16 protein-coding genes are annotated in these 15,363 nt (G+C 61.9%); 3 read left to right on the top strand and 13 right to left on the bottom strand.

What is annotated here, in order from left to right:
- Nucleotides 1-3 precede the first annotated feature (3 nt).
- From RFM41_RS29590 to RFM41_RS29555, 8 genes are all read right to left on the bottom strand, one after another.
- On the bottom strand, nt 4-789 hold the full coding sequence (locus RFM41_RS29590; RefSeq protein ID WP_320252812.1) for a ThuA domain-containing protein: 786 nt from the start codon (nt 787-789) through the stop codon (nt 4-6).
- 67 nt (nt 790-856) lie between these two features.
- A complete protein-coding gene (locus RFM41_RS29585; protein ID WP_320252811.1) occupies nt 857-1,864 on the bottom strand; it encodes a LacI family DNA-binding transcriptional regulator in 1,008 nt (335 codons plus the stop codon).
- The gene (locus RFM41_RS29580; protein ID WP_320252810.1) at nt 1,861-2,886 is read right to left on the bottom strand and encodes an ABC transporter ATP-binding protein; all 1,026 of its coding nucleotides are present in this window, start codon (nt 2,884-2,886) and stop codon (nt 1,861-1,863) included. Before RFM41_RS29580 ends, RFM41_RS29585 begins: the two co-directional genes overlap by 4 nt.
- A 10-nt stretch (nt 2,887-2,896) precedes the next feature.
- On the bottom strand, nt 2,897-3,919 hold the full coding sequence (locus tag RFM41_RS29575) for an NAD(P)-dependent oxidoreductase (RefSeq protein ID WP_320252809.1): 1,023 nt from the start codon (nt 3,917-3,919) through the stop codon (nt 2,897-2,899).
- A 9-nt stretch (nt 3,920-3,928) separates the two neighbouring features.
- Complete coding sequence (locus tag RFM41_RS29570) at nt 3,929-4,735, bottom strand: carbohydrate ABC transporter permease (protein ID WP_320252808.1); 807 nt, start codon at nt 4,733-4,735, stop codon at nt 3,929-3,931.
- 1 nt (nt 4,736) lies between these two features.
- On the bottom strand, nt 4,737-5,639 hold the full coding sequence (locus RFM41_RS29565; RefSeq protein ID WP_320252807.1) for a carbohydrate ABC transporter permease: 903 nt from the start codon (nt 5,637-5,639) through the stop codon (nt 4,737-4,739).
- 68 nt (nt 5,640-5,707) lie between these two features.
- Nucleotides 5,708-7,015 carry an ABC transporter substrate-binding protein gene (locus RFM41_RS29560; RefSeq protein WP_320252805.1) on the bottom strand — a complete coding sequence of 436 codons (1,308 nt, stop codon included), beginning with the start codon at nt 7,013-7,015 and terminating at the stop codon, nt 5,708-5,710.
- Between the two features lie 233 nt (nt 7,016-7,248).
- On the bottom strand, nt 7,249-8,076 hold the full coding sequence (locus tag RFM41_RS29555; RefSeq protein WP_320252803.1) for an oxidoreductase: 828 nt from the start codon (nt 8,074-8,076) through the stop codon (nt 7,249-7,251).
- 75 nt (nt 8,077-8,151) lie between these two features.
- On the opposite strand from RFM41_RS29555, the gene RFM41_RS29550 reads away from it, so the two are divergent.
- Nucleotides 8,152-9,084 carry an AraC family transcriptional regulator gene (locus RFM41_RS29550; protein ID WP_320252888.1) on the top strand — a complete coding sequence of 311 codons (933 nt, stop codon included), beginning with the start codon at nt 8,152-8,154 and terminating at the stop codon, nt 9,082-9,084.
- A 124-nt stretch (nt 9,085-9,208) separates the two neighbouring features.
- On the opposite strand, the gene RFM41_RS29545 is transcribed toward RFM41_RS29550, so the two are convergent.
- The 4 genes from RFM41_RS29545 to RFM41_RS29530 all read right to left on the bottom strand — a co-directional run bounded on the left by RFM41_RS29545 (nt 9,209) and on the right by RFM41_RS29530 (nt 12,196).
- Complete coding sequence (locus RFM41_RS29545; protein ID WP_320252802.1) at nt 9,209-9,856, bottom strand: class I SAM-dependent methyltransferase; 648 nt, start codon at nt 9,854-9,856, stop codon at nt 9,209-9,211.
- 32 nt (nt 9,857-9,888) lie between these two features.
- Nucleotides 9,889-10,947, bottom strand: a complete 1,059-nt coding sequence (locus RFM41_RS29540; RefSeq protein ID WP_320252801.1) for an aminopeptidase — start codon at nt 10,945-10,947, stop codon at nt 9,889-9,891.
- Between the two features lie 153 nt (nt 10,948-11,100).
- On the bottom strand, nt 11,101-11,343 hold the full coding sequence (locus RFM41_RS29535; RefSeq protein WP_430691571.1) for a hypothetical protein: 243 nt from the start codon (nt 11,341-11,343) through the stop codon (nt 11,101-11,103).
- A gap of 103 nt (nt 11,344-11,446) precedes the next feature.
- Complete coding sequence (locus RFM41_RS29530) at nt 11,447-12,196, bottom strand: DUF899 domain-containing protein (protein WP_320252800.1); 750 nt, start codon at nt 12,194-12,196, stop codon at nt 11,447-11,449.
- Nucleotides 12,197-12,317: 121 nt separating this feature from the next.
- Here RFM41_RS29530 and RFM41_RS29525 point away from each other — a divergent pair, with 121 nt between their 5' ends.
- Entirely contained in the window at nt 12,318-13,538 is a 1,221-nt protein-coding gene (locus RFM41_RS29525) for a helix-turn-helix domain-containing protein (protein WP_320252799.1), read from the top strand.
- A gap of 31 nt (nt 13,539-13,569) precedes the next feature.
- Nucleotides 13,570-14,208: a Vgb family protein gene (locus tag RFM41_RS29520; RefSeq protein WP_320252798.1), complete on the top strand. Its 639-nt coding sequence runs from the start codon at nt 13,570-13,572 to the stop codon at nt 14,206-14,208.
- Nucleotides 14,209-14,233: 25 nt separating this feature from the next.
- Here RFM41_RS29520 and RFM41_RS29515 read toward each other — a convergent pair whose 3' ends face one another.
- Nucleotides 14,234-15,322, bottom strand: coding sequence for an acyltransferase family protein (locus RFM41_RS29515; RefSeq protein ID WP_320252797.1), 1,089 nt, complete (start codon nt 15,320-15,322; stop codon nt 14,234-14,236).
- Between the last annotated feature and the right edge of the window lie 41 nt (nt 15,323-15,363).

Raw genomic sequence — 15,363 nt, 5'->3', positions numbered from 1 at the left:
ACTCTAGCGATAACCGGCCTCGTCGGCGCGATGCAGTTTTGGGCCGCGTTCCTGGATCGGTTCCAGAGCCTTTTCCACCGGCACATTTGGGGCCTCATGGATGCGTGTCAGCGCGCCTGCCGGGTTTCGAGCCCATTTGACAGCATTGACAAGCACCCGCCTGACATTGGCGTCATGATAGGTCGGATAGGTCTCGTGGCCTGGACGGAAATAGAAGATATTGCCCGCGCCGCGCCGCCAGGTCATGCCGGAACGGAACACTTCGCCTCCTTGAAACCAGGAGATGAAGACCGTTTCGAGCGGCTCCGGCACCGAAAACTGTTCGCCATACATCTCCTCGTTTTCGAGAACGAAATTCTCGTCGAGGCCGGCAGCGATCGGATGTCGTGGGCTGATGACCCACAGGCGCTCGCGTTCGCCCGCCTCGCGCCACTTGAGCGAGCAGGGGGTGCCCATCAAACGTTTGAATATCTTCGAGAAATGCGCGGAATGCAGGACGATCAGACCCATGCCCTCCCAGACGCGTTTCGCGACACGTTCGACAACCTCATCCGCTACCTCGCCATGGGCTCTGTGGCCCCACCACAACAGCACGTCGGTCTCATCGAGGCGCGACTGCGGCAGACCATGCTCGGCTTCCTGCAAGGTGGCGGTGGTCGCCTCGATCCCCGGATCGCTGTTCAGCGCCCCGGCGATGGTTGCATGCATGCCTTCGGGATATATCCCGCGAACGACTTCATTGGTGTTCTCGTGGATATTTTCGCCCCACACGACGGCACGGATCGGCATATTGGCTCTCCTGGAATTTTGCGATGGATGGGCGGGGAAGGCCTCGATGATCTTCCCACTGTTGGATTCACGGTGCGTGTGCCACGCTATCGCGGACAATGAGCTCCGGCTCGATTATCGTCTGGGTCGGCTGTGCCTCGCCGTTCTCGATGATGTTCAGGAGCGCACGGCACGCGGAACGCCCCCAGGCGCGGCGCGGCAGCCTCACGGTGGTAAGCGAGGGTGTCACCGCGGCTGAGTACTGCATGTCGTCGAAGCCGACGACTGATATGGTTTTGGGCACTTGGACACCGCTCTTGGCAAGGCCGTGGAGCACTCCTAGCGCGACTTCGTCGTTGTGCGCGAAGACCGCGGTCGGCATGGGATCCATCCCGATAATCGCCAACGCGGCTCTCATCCCGTACTCCATCGACAAATTGTCGCTGAGAATGAGGCTGTCGTCGGCGGTGACGCCGGCAGCCTTCAATGCGTCGTTGAAACCTTTATGACGTTGGGCGATGCCGCTGGCCCCGAGCGGACCGCAAACCTGCGCGATACGTCGATGACCATGTGCCAGAAGGCATTCGGCCGCGAGGCCGCCTCCTTTTGCAAAGTCGATCGTAACCAGCGGAAGGTCCGCTTCCGGGAACGGGTTGCAACTGACGAGCTTCAACCCGATGGCCGAAGCCACGTTCTCATAATAGCCGACGTTCAGGATCAGCCCGTCCGCACGCCCTCGGCGTATCATGTCGAAATATTTGTCCGCGGACCGCGGACCGCCTTCGGTATCGCCCATGAGCACGATGTAGTCGTTGGCGCGGGCCTCCTCTTCGGCACCTTTGAAGAAGTCGGCAAAGAACGCGTTGCTGATATTCGAGACCAGGACCACGATCGTCCGTGTCGAGCCCCTGCGAAAGTCGACGGCCAATTGGTTGAATTGGTAGCCGACGTCATTCGCGACCGCGATTATCCGGTCTCGCGTTTGCGGGCTGACGTCGTCCGGCTTCGCAAAGGCACGAGACACGGTCGCCAGGGAAACGTTTGCAAGCCGCGCGATGTCGCGAAGAGTCGGGCGTTTGTTCTCGGTTTCAATCAAGCCGCGCTCATTTTGTTGTTCCTGTCGATCGTCTTGCCGGTTTCGTCGAACAGATGGAGATGCTTCCGGTCCGGCTTGAGGCCAACCGCCTCGCCGACGGCATACTCTCTTTGGCCGTCCAAATTTGCAATCAGCGAGCCGACCTCCGGCACCCGAACGTGCATGATCGTGTTGCTGCCCAAACGCTCGACCAGGGAAACCGTGCCTGTCCATAGCCGATCGTCTCCGGCGGCGGCCACATGTTCCGGACGAATGCCGACGACATGAGCGCCATTCTGCGCCGCCCAAGCTCCTTTTATGAAGTTCATCTTCGGTGAGCCGATAAAACCCGCGACAAATGTATTGAGCGGGCAATTGTAGAGCTCCATTGGAGTTCCCACCTGCTCGATCCTGCCGCCATTGAGGACCACGATCTTGTCCGCCATCGTCATTGCCTCGACCTGATCGTGAGTGACGTACACCATCGTGGTTCCCAGCCGATGATGCAGCTCGCTCAGTTCCACCCTTGTCTCGGAGCGCAGTGCGGCATCAAGATTTGAGAGCGGCTCGTCAAGGAGAAACACCTGCGGATTTCGTACGATCGCCCGGCCGATCGCCACGCGCTGGCGTTGTCCGCCCGAGAGTTGGGATGGGCGGCGATCCAGCAATTCGGTCAGCTTCAGGGTTGAGGCCGCCGCCTCGACCTTGGTCTTGATTTCCGTCTTGGGGCGCTTCTCGAGCATCAGGCTGAACGCCATATTTTCCGCGACGGTCATTTGCGGATAGAGCGCATAGGACTGGAACACCATGGCGATGTTGCGCTCTTTCGGCGAAAGCCCGTTGGCAACCCTGCCTCCGATCGACAGTTGCCCCCCGCTGATTTCTTCCAGTCCGGCGATCATGCGCAGGAGAGTCGATTTTCCGCACCCTGAGGGCCCGACAAAAACGACGAACTCTCCATCCGCGATCGATAGGTTGATGCCGTGTATGACCTGGTTCGGGCCAAACGTCTTCATGATATTCTTGAGTTCGAGGGCGGCCATCTGACCTCTCCTAATGTCCTTTGCGCACGGCGACGATATGCTCGACATAGCCCGGGCGCGCTTTTTGCAGTTGCCGTGGTTCCCTGCCTGCAATCATTTCCGAAATGTCGTCGGCGATCATCCGTCCGATGAGGTGCCGTCCTCCTTCCACTGCCGCCGCCCGGTGCGGGGACAGGATCGAGTTGGGCAGGGACCGGACAGGGTCGTCGAGGGAAACAGGCTCGCTTGGAAAGACGTCGATGGCGACACGTATGTGCCTGTCGCGGGCCGCCTTCATCAGCGCGTCGAAATCCACAAGGTGCGCGCGGCTGATAAGCACCACCAGCGTTCCTCGTTTCATCCTGCGGATTGCCGTCTCATCGACCAAACCTCGGTTTTGGTCGGTCGGCGTCGCGGCTATGACGACGCAACGGCTGTGCTCGATAAGTTCATCCAGGCTCATGAGCTCGACGCCCGGAATCGTAACGTTCTCAGCCTTGAGCCAAGGGTCGAAGGCTGCGATCCTCGGCGAAAAGGGCTGAAGCAGACGGGTCAGCTCGCGGGCGATGGAACCGTATCCCACGAAACCAACCGTCTGATCATAGAGCGAAAAATCGGTCGTCGGATTGTCGTCCAGCCAATGCTCATATCCGGCCTGGAACGCGAGATGTTCCTCGACCATGCCTCGACCGCCGGCAATCATCATTCCCAACGCCATCTCAGCCACTGAATTGCGGAAACCCGGCGCGCAGCTCAGAACGGACACTCCCCTTTCGAAGCAAGCCTGATAGTCGACGCTGGGCGGAAAATTGCCCGAGACCTCGATGATCGCTTGCAGGTTCGTCGCCTGCGCCAGGCGTTGCCGATCCATCATCGGACGCGAGGCGACCAGGAACCTCATGGTTTCAAGATTGGCGTCCAACGTTTCCTGGGGCATCGACCAGTTGGTGCCGCCAATAATATTGCAGGCGCTTTCGAGCCGGCGATAGTCGGATGCGGAGAATAGTTCCTCGAGTTTGCGCCAATATTGGTCGAGCACAAGAATTGGTTTCACAATTGTTTCCTATTTGACTGCGCCTTGGGTCATGCCTCTGACGAAGTGGCCCTGAAAGATGAGAAAGAGAGCCACCACCGGGAGCGCCATGATCACGGTTCCGGCCGACAGGCCGGAAATGTCCCGGGTCTGTGAGCCCTGGAAAAACAACAGGCCCACCGCGAGCGTTCTTTTGGAATCTTGCGGCAGAAGCAGCAGGCGCAGGAGCAGATCGTTCCAGCTCCACACGAATTCGAGAAGAGCAGTGGTGATCACGACGGGAACCGAGGCCGGCATTATGATGCGCCGATAGATTTGCCACTCGCTCGCGCCGTCGACCCTGGCGGCTTCGTGGAGCGCCATCGGGATTTTCTTGAAGTATGACTCGAAGAGGAACACGAAGACGGGCAGGGCGAGCGCGACGTCCGAAAGGATGACGCCCAGATGCGTGTTTATGAGCCCGAATGTCCGCACCGTGGTGTAGAGCGGCAGCACGATCGCGGCGGCCGGCACCATCATTCCCAGCAAAAACCAGAGGCTGAGGGCGGTCTTGAACTTGAGGCGCAGAAAGTGAAGCGCGTATGCCACCATCGAGGCGAGCGCGATCATGATGGCGGCATCGACGATCGAGATCAGCGCCGTGTTTATGAAGTACCGGCTGAACCCTCCGTCCGTCCAAACGCGAATGAAATTCTCGAATGTCGGATGGGCTGGCGGAAGCCAGGCAGCTTCACCCTGCTCGGTTGCCGGCTTGATCGACGCAAGGAGGGTGAGAACCGACGGCAAGGTCATCAGCACAGCGAATGCGATGAGAAATACCAGGACGAGCAGAGGCATCTCAGCGCTCCCGACGCTCTTGGAAATTGAGGTAGATCGCGGTGATAAGGGTGACGATCACGAGAAGCGCCACGCTGATCGCGGAGCCATAGCCGTATTCGTTCTGCAGCGCGCCGCGCTTGTACATGTAGGTCGCCAGGATCTCGCTGGACCGGATCGGGCCGCCTTGCGTCGTCGACCAGATCAGGTCGAACGATTTGAATGCGTGGGTGAGCGTGAGGATAAAAACCACGGCAGTGATCGGCTTCAGAGCCGGCAGCGTGACATAGCGAAAGAGCTGGTATCTGTTCGCGCCGTCGATGCGCGCGGCGTCGTAGAGGTCCTCGTCGACGGCCTGCAGCCCCGCCATGAAGATCATCACGCTCAGCCCTATGCTGGACCAGCAATGTGCGATGGCGAGCGCTGGAAGGACGAGAGAGGGCACGCCCAGCCATGGATGGGCCAGGAAACTGAATCCGAGATCCCGAAGCACCTCATTGATGACGCCGTAGGGCTGGTACATCCATCGCCAGATGACCGCCACCGTGACAGGCGCGAGCACGATCGGCACCGTGATGGCGGTTTGCAGGAGCGCTCGGCCGCGGGCCACGCGCGAAAGCAAGGTTGCAAGTATCAGCCCCAGGCCGACATTGATCACAACGATGATCGCGGCCCACCAACAGGTGTTCCAGAAGGCCTCCAGGAAGATTGGATCGAAAAAGAGCTGGATATAGTTCCGCAGGCCGACCCACGTCTTGACGGGGCTGATGCCGTCCCAGTCGGTAAACGAGAACCGGACGACCGACAGCGTGGGCAGGAACGAGAAGACGAGGTACAGCACGCAGGCCGGCAGCAGAAAGGTCGTGGGGGTCAACCAATCGGATCGCCGCCCGCCTTCCGCCAGGGTCATGGCCGAAGCAGTCATTTGAGTTGTCCTTTGAAGACTGTGGCTTCCCCCGCTCGTATCGGCGGGGGAAGCAGCCGCTTTGTCGCCTATTTCGCGATGCCACCCGGCGCGAGGATGGTTCCGGCCTTCTTGGCCGTTTCCCATTCCTTCTCGATGGACTGGACGAACTGGTCGGGTGTCATCGAGTCGAGAAGGAGCGCCTGCAGCCCATCATAGGTGACGGTGGTCAGGTTCGCCGGCATTACCGTGTCGAGATAGGCGGGTACCGTCCCATTCGCGCGCACCTGGTTGATGCTGTTGTTCATGTCCTGGAGGAGGGACGGGATCTTCGCCTCCTTCAACTCGGCCTCGAGAGGGCCGACCGGCACCGTTCCTTCGTTCAGCAGCGTGACGCGCCCCTCCTGGCTAAAGAACATGTAGTTCAGGAAATCCGCCGCGGCATCTTGCTTCGTGGAGGTCTTGCGGATGTACCAGCCCGACCCGATCGCCTCCGTCGGATAGACCTTTTGGTTCGCCTCCAGCGGCGGCATCTGGAACACGCCAAAGTCTTTGATGCGGTCGCCCGCGGTTTGGACGCCCTGCGAAATGACGAACGTTCCGGTGTAGACCATCGGTATCTTGCCGGCCCAGAAGGCATCCATGGTCTCTGCTTGCCCGGTGCCGACCGGATAAGGGCCGAAGAAGCCGTCCTTGGCCATTTGCTGCAGCTTCTCGGTCGCTTTCAGGAATGGCTCGTCCGTCCAGGATCCGTTCCCGAACATGACTTTATCAAGACCGTCCGGGCCGGCATATCTGCCGAAAAGCATCGACTGGATATGGGAAATCGGCCACTTGTCGGCTCCGCCCAACCCGATTGGGGTTTCGTAGCCGGCGTCCTTCAGCTTCTTTATGGCCGCTTCGAGCTCCGACCATGTCGTAGGGATCTCGATACCGGCCTTCGAAAAGGCTTCCTTATTGTAGAACATGCCGGTGGATTCGACTTCGTTGCCGACCGCCCATAGCTTTCCGCTCGAAGACGTCACATTTTCAACCGCCTTCGAGATGAACTTTTCCCAACCGTATTTTTTGTAGTAGGGCGTCAAGTCGGCGACCAGACCGCCCTGGATCAAGGCCGCCGGTTGACCGGGACCGGTGCCGAAGGTGAACAGGTCAGGTCCTTCTCCCGATGACAGCGCGGGCACGAGTGCCGGATTGAACAGGTCCGAGCTGTTCTTGACGACATTGACTTTGACGTCCGGGTGCTTCGCGGAATATGCGGCGGCCAGCTTGTCATAGACGTTTGTCGAGCCGGGTTCACCGGCCACCCAGACAAGCAGTTCTTCCTGCGCTCGTGCCGGCTTCATGATTGCGATGGCCATCGCAAATCCCAGTGCGCACGCTTTGAATGCGTTCATTCCAAATCCTCCCGACAAAGCCGCGTCATGCGACTAACAGCAAATGTAACCGGTTTCATTTGTGAAAACAAGCAAGAATCGAGCGGATCCGGCGGAGGCCGGCGCGCTGTCGGCCATGATGCAAGGCTACGCACGGTCCATGAAGCTCTCAGCGCTTGGCGCATTGGCGCCTTAGGGCCGTGCCGTGGTGGGATGTCACTGCCTGGCCGCGTTTGGCCGTTGTCGTTGCGCCGTCAGCCGTCGGTCGAGACGGTTACGGTCCTCCAGGCTTCGATCTCTTGCTGCAGGCGCTGGATGCGCTCGGACACGAGCTTGAGGGCGTCGCTGCCAAGCAGGAGCTGCGGGGGTGGGGTTTCGGATTCCACCAAAGCCAACACGGCCGTCGCGAGCTTCTCGGGATCGCCAAGCTGCTTGCCGCTTTTCGCCTGCCGGGCCTCCCGGATCGGATCAAACAGCGCATCGTAATCCTCGATGGACCTTTCGGTCCGGACCATGGAGCGTCCCGCCCAGTCCGTCCGGAAGGAGCCCGGGCAGACGGCAGTCACGCGAACGCCGAACGGGGCCATTTCCGAACGCATCACTTCCGAAATGCCCTGGAGCGCGAACTTGCTGCCGCAGTAGTAGGCGATGCCCGGCATGGTAATCATGCCGCCCATCGAGGTGACATTGACGATGAATCCGCGGCGTCGCTCGCGGAACCTGGGAAGAAACGCCTTGGCGACAGCCACGGCGCCGAAGACGTTCACGTCGAACTGGCGCCGCATCTCTTCGAGCGGCGACTCTTCGAGCACGCCTTCATGGCCATAGCCGGCATTGTTGATCAGGACGTCGACGGGCCCATGCTCTTCCTCCGCCTGTGCGATGATGTGCGGCACGCGGTCGAACTCCGTCACATCGCAGATGACCGTCCGGATCGCGGGAAGGGTTCTGGCAAGTGCCGCGCGTGACGCCTCGGACCGAACGGTGCCGATGACCGTGTGGCCCATCTGTATGGCGGCGGAAGCGATGGCGAGGCCAAAGCCGGAATTGGCGCCGGTGATGAAGAAGGTCTTTCTTGCCATGGTTTGCGGTCCTTCATTGATGGATGGCGCCTTGGCAAATAGTATGGAGCGGTGGCATCTTCGATTGCGATTTCTATGAATGGCTTGCCAAATCCTATTGGAACGGACGTTGGACGAAGACGGGAACTGGTCGAGCTGGCCGGAGCTCTCGCCGAACGCAATGGGTACAACGCGACCGCGCTCGGGAGCGTGCGGGTGCTCCGGACGGAGGCAGTGCTCCATGACGTCCCGGTGCTTTATGAACCGGGCGCGGTGTTCGTCCTGCAGGGAAGCAAGCGGGGCATCCTCGAGCGGGAAGTCTATCTCTACGATGAAGAGCATTATCTGGCGGTGTCGGTGCCTGTTCCGTTTCGAATGGAGTCGACGGCCAGCCCCGATCGCCCGCTGCTTGCAGTCTATGTCGAGTTCGACATGCGGCTGGCGGCCGAGATTGCCGCGCAACTGGAGAGGCATTCCGCAATGGAAAACGACAGGCCGCGAAGTCTCGTATCGAGCAGGATGGGGGCCGACATCGAGGATATCCTGCTTCGCCTGCTGAAGGCGCTTCGCAACCCTGCCGAAATCGTCGTCCTTGGCTCAAGCCTTCTGCGCGAGCTGCATTACCGGGTGCTGATCGGCCCGCAAGGCGGCGCCATGATCGCGGCCCTGCAGCAAAGCGGCAGGTCGGGCAGCATCGTGCGGAGCCTCGCATGGCTGCGGGAAAACTATGGCTCTGAAATCTCGGTAGCCGATCTGGCGAGAGACGCTGGCATGAGCGTGCCTTCCTACCACGTTCATTTCAAGGAGATGACCGGAAGCAGCCCGATGCAGTACGTGAAAGCCATGCGGCTCCACGAGGCAAGACTGATGATCGCACGCAAGGGCACGATCGCTCAGGTCGCGGCTTCGGTTGGTTATGCGAGCGCGGCTCAGTTCAGCCGCGACTTCAAGCGGCATTTCGGACGCACGGCTTCAGAAGAGATGAACTGGGTCCGTCGCCACCTGGGCGAGATCGCCTGGGCAGAATAGTCCGCCATTGGCGGCAGCCTAAAGCGCGTCGCGATCTTTCAGATTCGCTCCATGCGCTTTAGGTTTTTTGATCTTACGCATGTCCTTATCCCGAAACCGGTTCCCACTTTCGGGAGACATGCTTTTAAAGCTTCCTGAAGAAGCCCGACAGGATGTTCGGACCCGCTTCGCCGGGCCGCAGCCTGATCCCATCCTCGAAGCAGTTCAGCGTCACGCATTCGAACCCGTTGTGCGCGAGCAGCGCCACCAGCGAGTCGCGGTCGAAATGGTGCAGATGCTCGTTGGGCAAGCGCATGCGCCACTTGGCGAACCACGCGTCGCCGTCGGTGCCGAGCTCGCGCCAGCGGCAATAAGGGACGGCGACGGCCAGGTGGCGGGTCTGAAGGCGGGACAGGAAACTGAGATCGGGGATGTGCTCGAGCACGTCGAACATGGCGACGAGGTCCCACGTGCCGGCGAGCGCCTCATCCCAATCGACGAAGCGGACACCCTTGGGCAGGGGAAATTCCGCGATATCGCAGCCGGCGCAATCGGCGACGCCGGTTATCTTGGCGGCTTCGATGAACGTGCCCGTGCCATATCCGATCTCCAGCACGGAGCGGGGAATCTCGCCGGTGATGCCAAGCACCCAGCCAAGCCGCTGATAGCCGAGCTTGATGGTCCGGTCGCTCAGGTCCTCGTAATAGGAGATGTATTTCTTGTCGTATTTGATCGGCGTGAAGTCGATCTGGTGGATGACGCCGAACCCGTCCAGCTCATAGTTGTCCAACATTGTCCGCGCGGCCCCCGGAATTCCTTACATGATCAGTTACACGCAGCCGCGGCCTTGAGCGCTTCGGCGCGGGAAGCTGCGGGCAGATTTCCGATCCGTCGGACAGCAGCGTAGAATCTCGGATAGTCGCCGGAGCATAAGTCGAACAAGCGGAGGAACGCTGGAACGTCTTCGCCATAGACAGCGGTCGCGGCAAGCTTCGCGTTGTTGATGGGGCTATCGAACCAGGCGTCGTATCCGCGATATCCGGCCCATCGCTTGTCGCGCATTTGCCGATAGCGCATCCTCAGCCTGTCGATCGTGGCTGCCTTGGCGGCGGCCATCTGCTCCGGGGTGCGGGGACTTCCATAGACCTGTCGCAACTCGTCCCGGGTTTTCGATATCAGCCCGAGAAAATCCGCCTTGCGCTTGCGATCGGCTTCGTAGCTGCGCAATCCGGCGCGATTGCCGGTGGCGCGCAGCCATTTCCTCGTACCGGTGGTTTCGACGGAAACTGCGAAAGCCTCGTTGAACGCGGAGTCGCCGTTCACGTAGATTTTCTGATGCGCCAGCTCGTGGAAGATAAGGCTTGCGAGGTAGGTGTCGTTCTGGCGCAGCATGGTGCTGAGCAGCGGATCGCTGAACCAGCCCAGCGTGGAGTACGCCGTGATGCCCGTCACATAGACGTCCAGCCCTTGCCGCTGCAGTGCAGCGGCATTTTCGAGCGCGTCCTTGCGCGAGAAATAGCCCTTGTAGGGAACGCAGCCGAAGACCGGAAAGCACCATGTTACCGGCGCGAGCGAGAATTGCGGCGCGGCGAAGACCGCCAGGGTCACATCGTTTCGGCCGACATCGACATAACTGCGGTAGCTGCTGTTGTTGGGCAACGCCAGTTCTTCCGTGGCAAAGCGGCGTATGGCGCTGGCCGACGTCAGCTTGGCGCGCAGTGGTTCCGGCGTCGAGGGGTCGCGGATCAGCTTCGCGACATTCTTGCGCGCCGCCATGATCTCGACATGGCCCTCCAACGATTGCGCATAATAGGAAATGCTGGTGCACCCGGCCAAGCCGGACGCCAGGATCGCCGCGGCAAGCAATCGAAAAACGCGCTTCAAAGCCTGCCCACCGCTTGCTCATCTCTCCATGGAGCAAATGTCTCCATTCGCTCCGGAGTCTCAAACAGGCGCGCCTGTTTTCGTCAAGACCTGGAGAGGAGGCGGCAGTCGAACCTTCAATTTCTCAGGGCCATCAGGCCATCAACGGAGATTTCACGCCTGCCTCGCCATCAGCCGCAGCCACGGCGCAAGATGGAAAGCCGCCATCAGGAGATACATCGGCGCCATGCCAGTGAGCACGGTAGCTTCCGGGCCCGACATGCAGGTCATGTCATGGCCGCCATAGGCGGCCGTCAGCAGCGCCATCGCTGCGAAGGTCGGCGCCGCGGCGAGGCAAAGCCAGTCAGCGAGGCCGAAGCCGCTCAGGTTGGTCGGGCGAGGGGAGTCGATGCTCATGATAGCCACCTTTTGAAGCGGTTGGGTTTCCTGCCCATGGACACAAGGGCGAAGCAGGATCGGCTCCGGCGGCGCGGGTTGCGCCGCCGGAGTCGCTTCGCACTCAGGCGCTCTTGTTGCGGAACGCCGCTTCGCCGGCATCCGACACCTCGACCCATCTCTGGTCGGGGGCGGCACCTTCTTCGTAATTGTCGTGCCAGTTCCACCACTTGTAGGTCTGGGTCTGCGGATAGCCCTCGGGCGAATCCTCCCACACCTCCTGGCGGCCGAGCGGCGTGACGTCGAGATAGCTCCAGACGGTGCCGAACGCCTCGTCGCCACGGTTGTTGACGAAGTAGGTGCGGAAGATGCGCTTGCCGTCATGGATGAAGACGTTGTGGCCGTGCCATTCGTCGACGCCGAAATCCTTATCCCAGCTGTCGGTGATGGTGTACCAGGGCATCTTCCAGTCCATCCGCTCCGTCAGCCGCTGGATGTCGGCCTGCGGTGCGCGCGAGGCATAGGCAAGCGTGGTGTCGCGGGCGTTGAGGTGGGCGAGGTTGCCGACCTGGTCTGCGCCGAGCGAGCAGCCGCGGCAGGCATGTTCGGGCCAGCCATAGACGCCCGGCTCGAAGAAGGCGCGGTAGATGACGAGCTGGCGGCGGCCTTCGAACATGTCGAGCAGGCTCACCTTGCCGTTCGGACCTTCGAACACATAGTCCTTCTTCACTTCCATCCACGGCATGCGGCGTCGTTCGGCGGCCAAGGCATCGCGGGCGCGGGTCATCGCCTTTTCCTTCACCAGCATCTCTTCATAGGCGCCTTCCCACGCTTCCTGCGAAACGACCGGTGGTGTCTTCATGTGTTGGGTCATTGCTCTTGTCCCGTTCTTGGGTTTGGTTGGGGGTGACGAGGACAGACATAGGGCCGCATGCTGCGATGGTGAGAGTTACAAGTGTGACGCGATTTGCTGCGGCGGGCCTTGAGGCGACGGCATGGACTCGCTGATCAATGCCGCCGGCCGCGCGCTTGCCGCGGGCGATCCCCTCGGCGCCCTGAAGCGCGTCGCGCTGCGCGACGATGCGCCGGCGCTGGCGTTGCGCGGCATCGCGATGGCGCAGCTCGGCGATTTCGCCAAGGCCAAGGCGCTGCTGAAGGACGCCGCCCGCGCCTTCAGCCCGCGGGAAGCGGTGGCGCGCGCCCGCTGCGTCGTCGCCGAGGCCGAGATCGCGCTGGTTTCGCGCGACCTCGGCTGGCCGGAGAAGGCTCTGCGATCCGCCCGCGCGACGCTTGCCGCACATGGCGACCGGCTGAACGCCGCCTACGCCGGCAGTCTCGAGGCGCGGCGCCTCATCCTGATCGGCCGTCTCGATGAGGCGGAGCGCCTGCTCTTGGACTTCGATCCGGCGCCGCTGCCGCCGGTGGCGCGCGTCGCGCATGAACTGGCCGCGGCCGGCATCGCGGTCCGGCGCCTCAGGACAAAGGCGGCGCGCTCCGCCTTCGGCCGGGCATCGCTTGCCGCTTACGAAGCCAACATTCCCGCGCTGAAGGCTGAGGTCGAAGCGGCATCCCTGGTGCTGAACACGCCCGTCGGCCGGCTGATCGCGCGCGGCGCGGAGAAAGAACTGCTGCTCGACGAGGTCGAGGCGCTGCTGAACTCTGGCACGCTGGTCATCGATGCATGCCGTAACGTCGTGCGCAAAGCCGACGCGGTCGTGTCGCTGGCTACAAGACCCGTGCTGTTCGCGCTGGCGCGCGCTCTTGCCGAGGCGTGGCCGGCCGACGCATCACGCGAGACGCTGCTCAAGCGCGCCTTCCGGGCCAGGCATGCCGACGAATCGCATCGCGCGCGGCTGAGGGTCGAGATGGGGCGGCTGCGCGCCGAGCTTGCCGGCTTGGCCGAAATCAACGCGACCGCCGCCGGTTTTGCCCTGACGCCGCTCAACGCCGCCGAGGTCGTCGTGCTGGCGCCGCCGGTCGAGGAGGAGCACGGCGCGGTGCTCGCCTTCCTGACTGATGGCGAGGCCTGGTCGAGCTCGGCGCTGGCGATCGCGCTTGGCGCCAGCGCGCGCACCGTGCAGAGGGCGCTGGAAGAGCTGTCGGCACAGCGTAAGGTGCAGGGGGTCGGTCGTGGCCGGGCGCGTCGCTGGATGATGCCGCCGGTGACCGGATTCCCGACTGTGTTGTTACTCCCGGGTCCGCTGCCGACCGACTAGTCTGCGGCCATTGTTCGAATGGAGATCGAAGATGAAACGAGCCGCTGCCGAGATCCTGCGTGAATACGGACCGTTCCCCGGCGTCGAGCGCGTCAACGGCGTTACCTATGACGGCGAAAATGTCTGGTTCGCCAGTGGCGACAAGCTGAATGCGCTCGATCCGGACAGCGGCGAGATCGTGCGCACGATCGATGTGGCCTCGCATGCCGGTACCGCCTTCGACGGCGAGTATCTCTACCAGATTGCCGAGGATCGCATCCACAAGGTGGACCCGAAGGTCGGCAAGGTCGTCGCAACCATTCCCGCCCCTGGCAATGGAGGCGATTCAGGCATGGCCTGGGCCGAGGGTTCGCTCTGGGTCGGCGAATACCGGGCACATAAGATCCATCAGATCGATCCCGAGACGGGCAAGGTGATCCGCACGATCGAATCGAAGCGCGTCGTCACCGGCGTTACCTGGGTCGATGGCGAGCTCTGGCATGCCACATGGGAGGGCGAGGAGGGCGATCTGGTGCGCGTCGATCCCGACACGGGCGACGTGCTGCAGGAACTGGCGATGCCCTCCGGCGTGTCGGGGCTGGAATCCGACGGCGGCGGCTGCTTCTTCTGCGGTGGCGGGAGCAGCGGCAAGATCAAGGCCGCGCGCCGTCCGGGACATAGCGATAAGTAACAGATTGGCGGAAGGGGCGGCCCGATCAGGCCGCTTCGCGCGCCGGCCGCGTCATGGGCTTGCTGGAGGCCTTGGCGGCGTTCGGCCCGTCGACATGCGCCCAGGCCGGACGCTCGAACAGGAAGGTGCCGAAGCCGACGCGCTTGACGATGAAATAGAGCACCACCGGACTGATGACCGAGACGAGCAGCACGGCGAGGCTAAGCCAGCCGGTGTCGGTCAGAAGACCGCTCGCCAGCATGACGCCGCGGAAGATCGACATCGGGATGGTGAAGGCGACATAGACGACCAGCGAATGCTCGCCGAGCCACCGCAGCCATTCCATGGAAGTGAATTTCGACAGGAAGCCGCCGGCGACGCAGAGCGCCACCGCGCCGGCGACGGCGAGCGCAAGATGCAGCGGCGGCCACGCCGCCAGGCCCATCTGCATGCCGACCGGTTGCATGGCGTAGCCCGGCGAATAGACGAGCAGGCCATTGACGAGCGCCCACGCAAGCAGGCCCGCAACGGCGACCGCCGGACGGCCTTGCGTCCATTCGACCAGCCTGAATATCAGCGGCGCCAGCACGAAGCCGAGATAGAAGAACACGAAATAGGCCGCGAATTGCTCGAGCGCGTAGCTGTCAGGCTTCGGCGCCCACATCTGCAGCGCGGCGGCAGCCAAGATGACGATCCAATGCGGCACTCTGAATTCGCGCAGCACGCGGATGACGATGCCGAACACCGCCAGCATGTAGATGAACCACAAGACGCCATAGGGCTGGACGACGGCCATCGCGAGGTCGTGCAACATGCCGGCGGGATCGCCGCTGAAGATGCCGATCTTCAGCCCGATCGAGATGATCGCCCAGAGCACGTAGAAATAGAGATAGTGGACGACGCGCCGATCGACATAGCGCCGCCACGGCCGGTCGATCACCTGCGACAGGAACAGGCCCGAGATCAGGAAGAATTCCGGCATGCGGAAGGGCGTCGCAAAACCGATGACATAATGCAGGAAGCCGACGCCGCCGGTATACTCACCGGTGTTGTAGGCCGAATACATCATCACCACCAGGAGGATGGAAAGGCCTTTGGCCGTATCCACCCACGGCATGCGGTTCGGGCTGCTCATGTGCGATCTCGAGGAAATTCAACTGCCGCTATTGTAGCCGG

This window comes from Mesorhizobium vachelliae (assembly GCF_033977325.1).
GTDB lineage: Bacteria > Pseudomonadota > Alphaproteobacteria > Rhizobiales > Rhizobiaceae > Mesorhizobium > Mesorhizobium vachelliae.
This window is presented reverse-complemented; position numbering and strand designations above follow the sequence as displayed.

Bases quoted from the DNA above. Each gene is read 5' to 3' on its own strand.
- RFM41_RS29590 (WP_320252812.1), bottom strand. From the start codon at position 789: ATGCCGATCCGTGCCGTCGTGTGGGGCGAAAATATCCACGAGAACACC.
- RFM41_RS29580 (WP_320252810.1), bottom strand. From the start codon at position 2,886: ATGGCCGCCCTCGAACTCAAGAATATCATGAAGACGTTTGGCCCGAAC.
- RFM41_RS29570 (WP_320252808.1), bottom strand. From the start codon at position 4,735: ATGCCTCTGCTCGTCCTGGTATTTCTCATCGCATTCGCTGTGCTGATG.
- RFM41_RS29565 (WP_320252807.1), bottom strand. From the start codon at position 5,639: ATGACTGCTTCGGCCATGACCCTGGCGGAAGGCGGGCGGCGATCCGAT.
- RFM41_RS29560 (WP_320252805.1), bottom strand. From the start codon at position 7,015: ATGAACGCATTCAAAGCGTGCGCACTGGGATTTGCGATGGCCATCGCA.
- RFM41_RS29555 (WP_320252803.1), bottom strand. From the start codon at position 8,076: ATGGCAAGAAAGACCTTCTTCATCACCGGCGCCAATTCCGGCTTTGGC.
- RFM41_RS29550 (WP_320252888.1), top strand. From the start codon at position 8,152: ATGAATGGCTTGCCAAATCCTATTGGAACGGACGTTGGACGAAGACGG.
- RFM41_RS29545 (WP_320252802.1), bottom strand. From the start codon at position 9,856: ATGTTGGACAACTATGAGCTGGACGGGTTCGGCGTCATCCACCAGATC.
- RFM41_RS29535 (WP_430691571.1), bottom strand. From the start codon at position 11,343: ATGAGCATCGACTCCCCTCGCCCGACCAACCTGAGCGGCTTCGGCCTC.
- RFM41_RS29530 (WP_320252800.1), bottom strand. From the start codon at position 12,196: ATGACCCAACACATGAAGACACCACCGGTCGTTTCGCAGGAAGCGTGG.
- RFM41_RS29525 (WP_320252799.1), top strand. From the start codon at position 12,318: ATGGACTCGCTGATCAATGCCGCCGGCCGCGCGCTTGCCGCGGGCGAT.
- RFM41_RS29520 (WP_320252798.1), top strand. From the start codon at position 13,570: ATGAAACGAGCCGCTGCCGAGATCCTGCGTGAATACGGACCGTTCCCC.
- RFM41_RS29515 (WP_320252797.1), bottom strand. From the start codon at position 15,322: ATGAGCAGCCCGAACCGCATGCCGTGGGTGGATACGGCCAAAGGCCTT.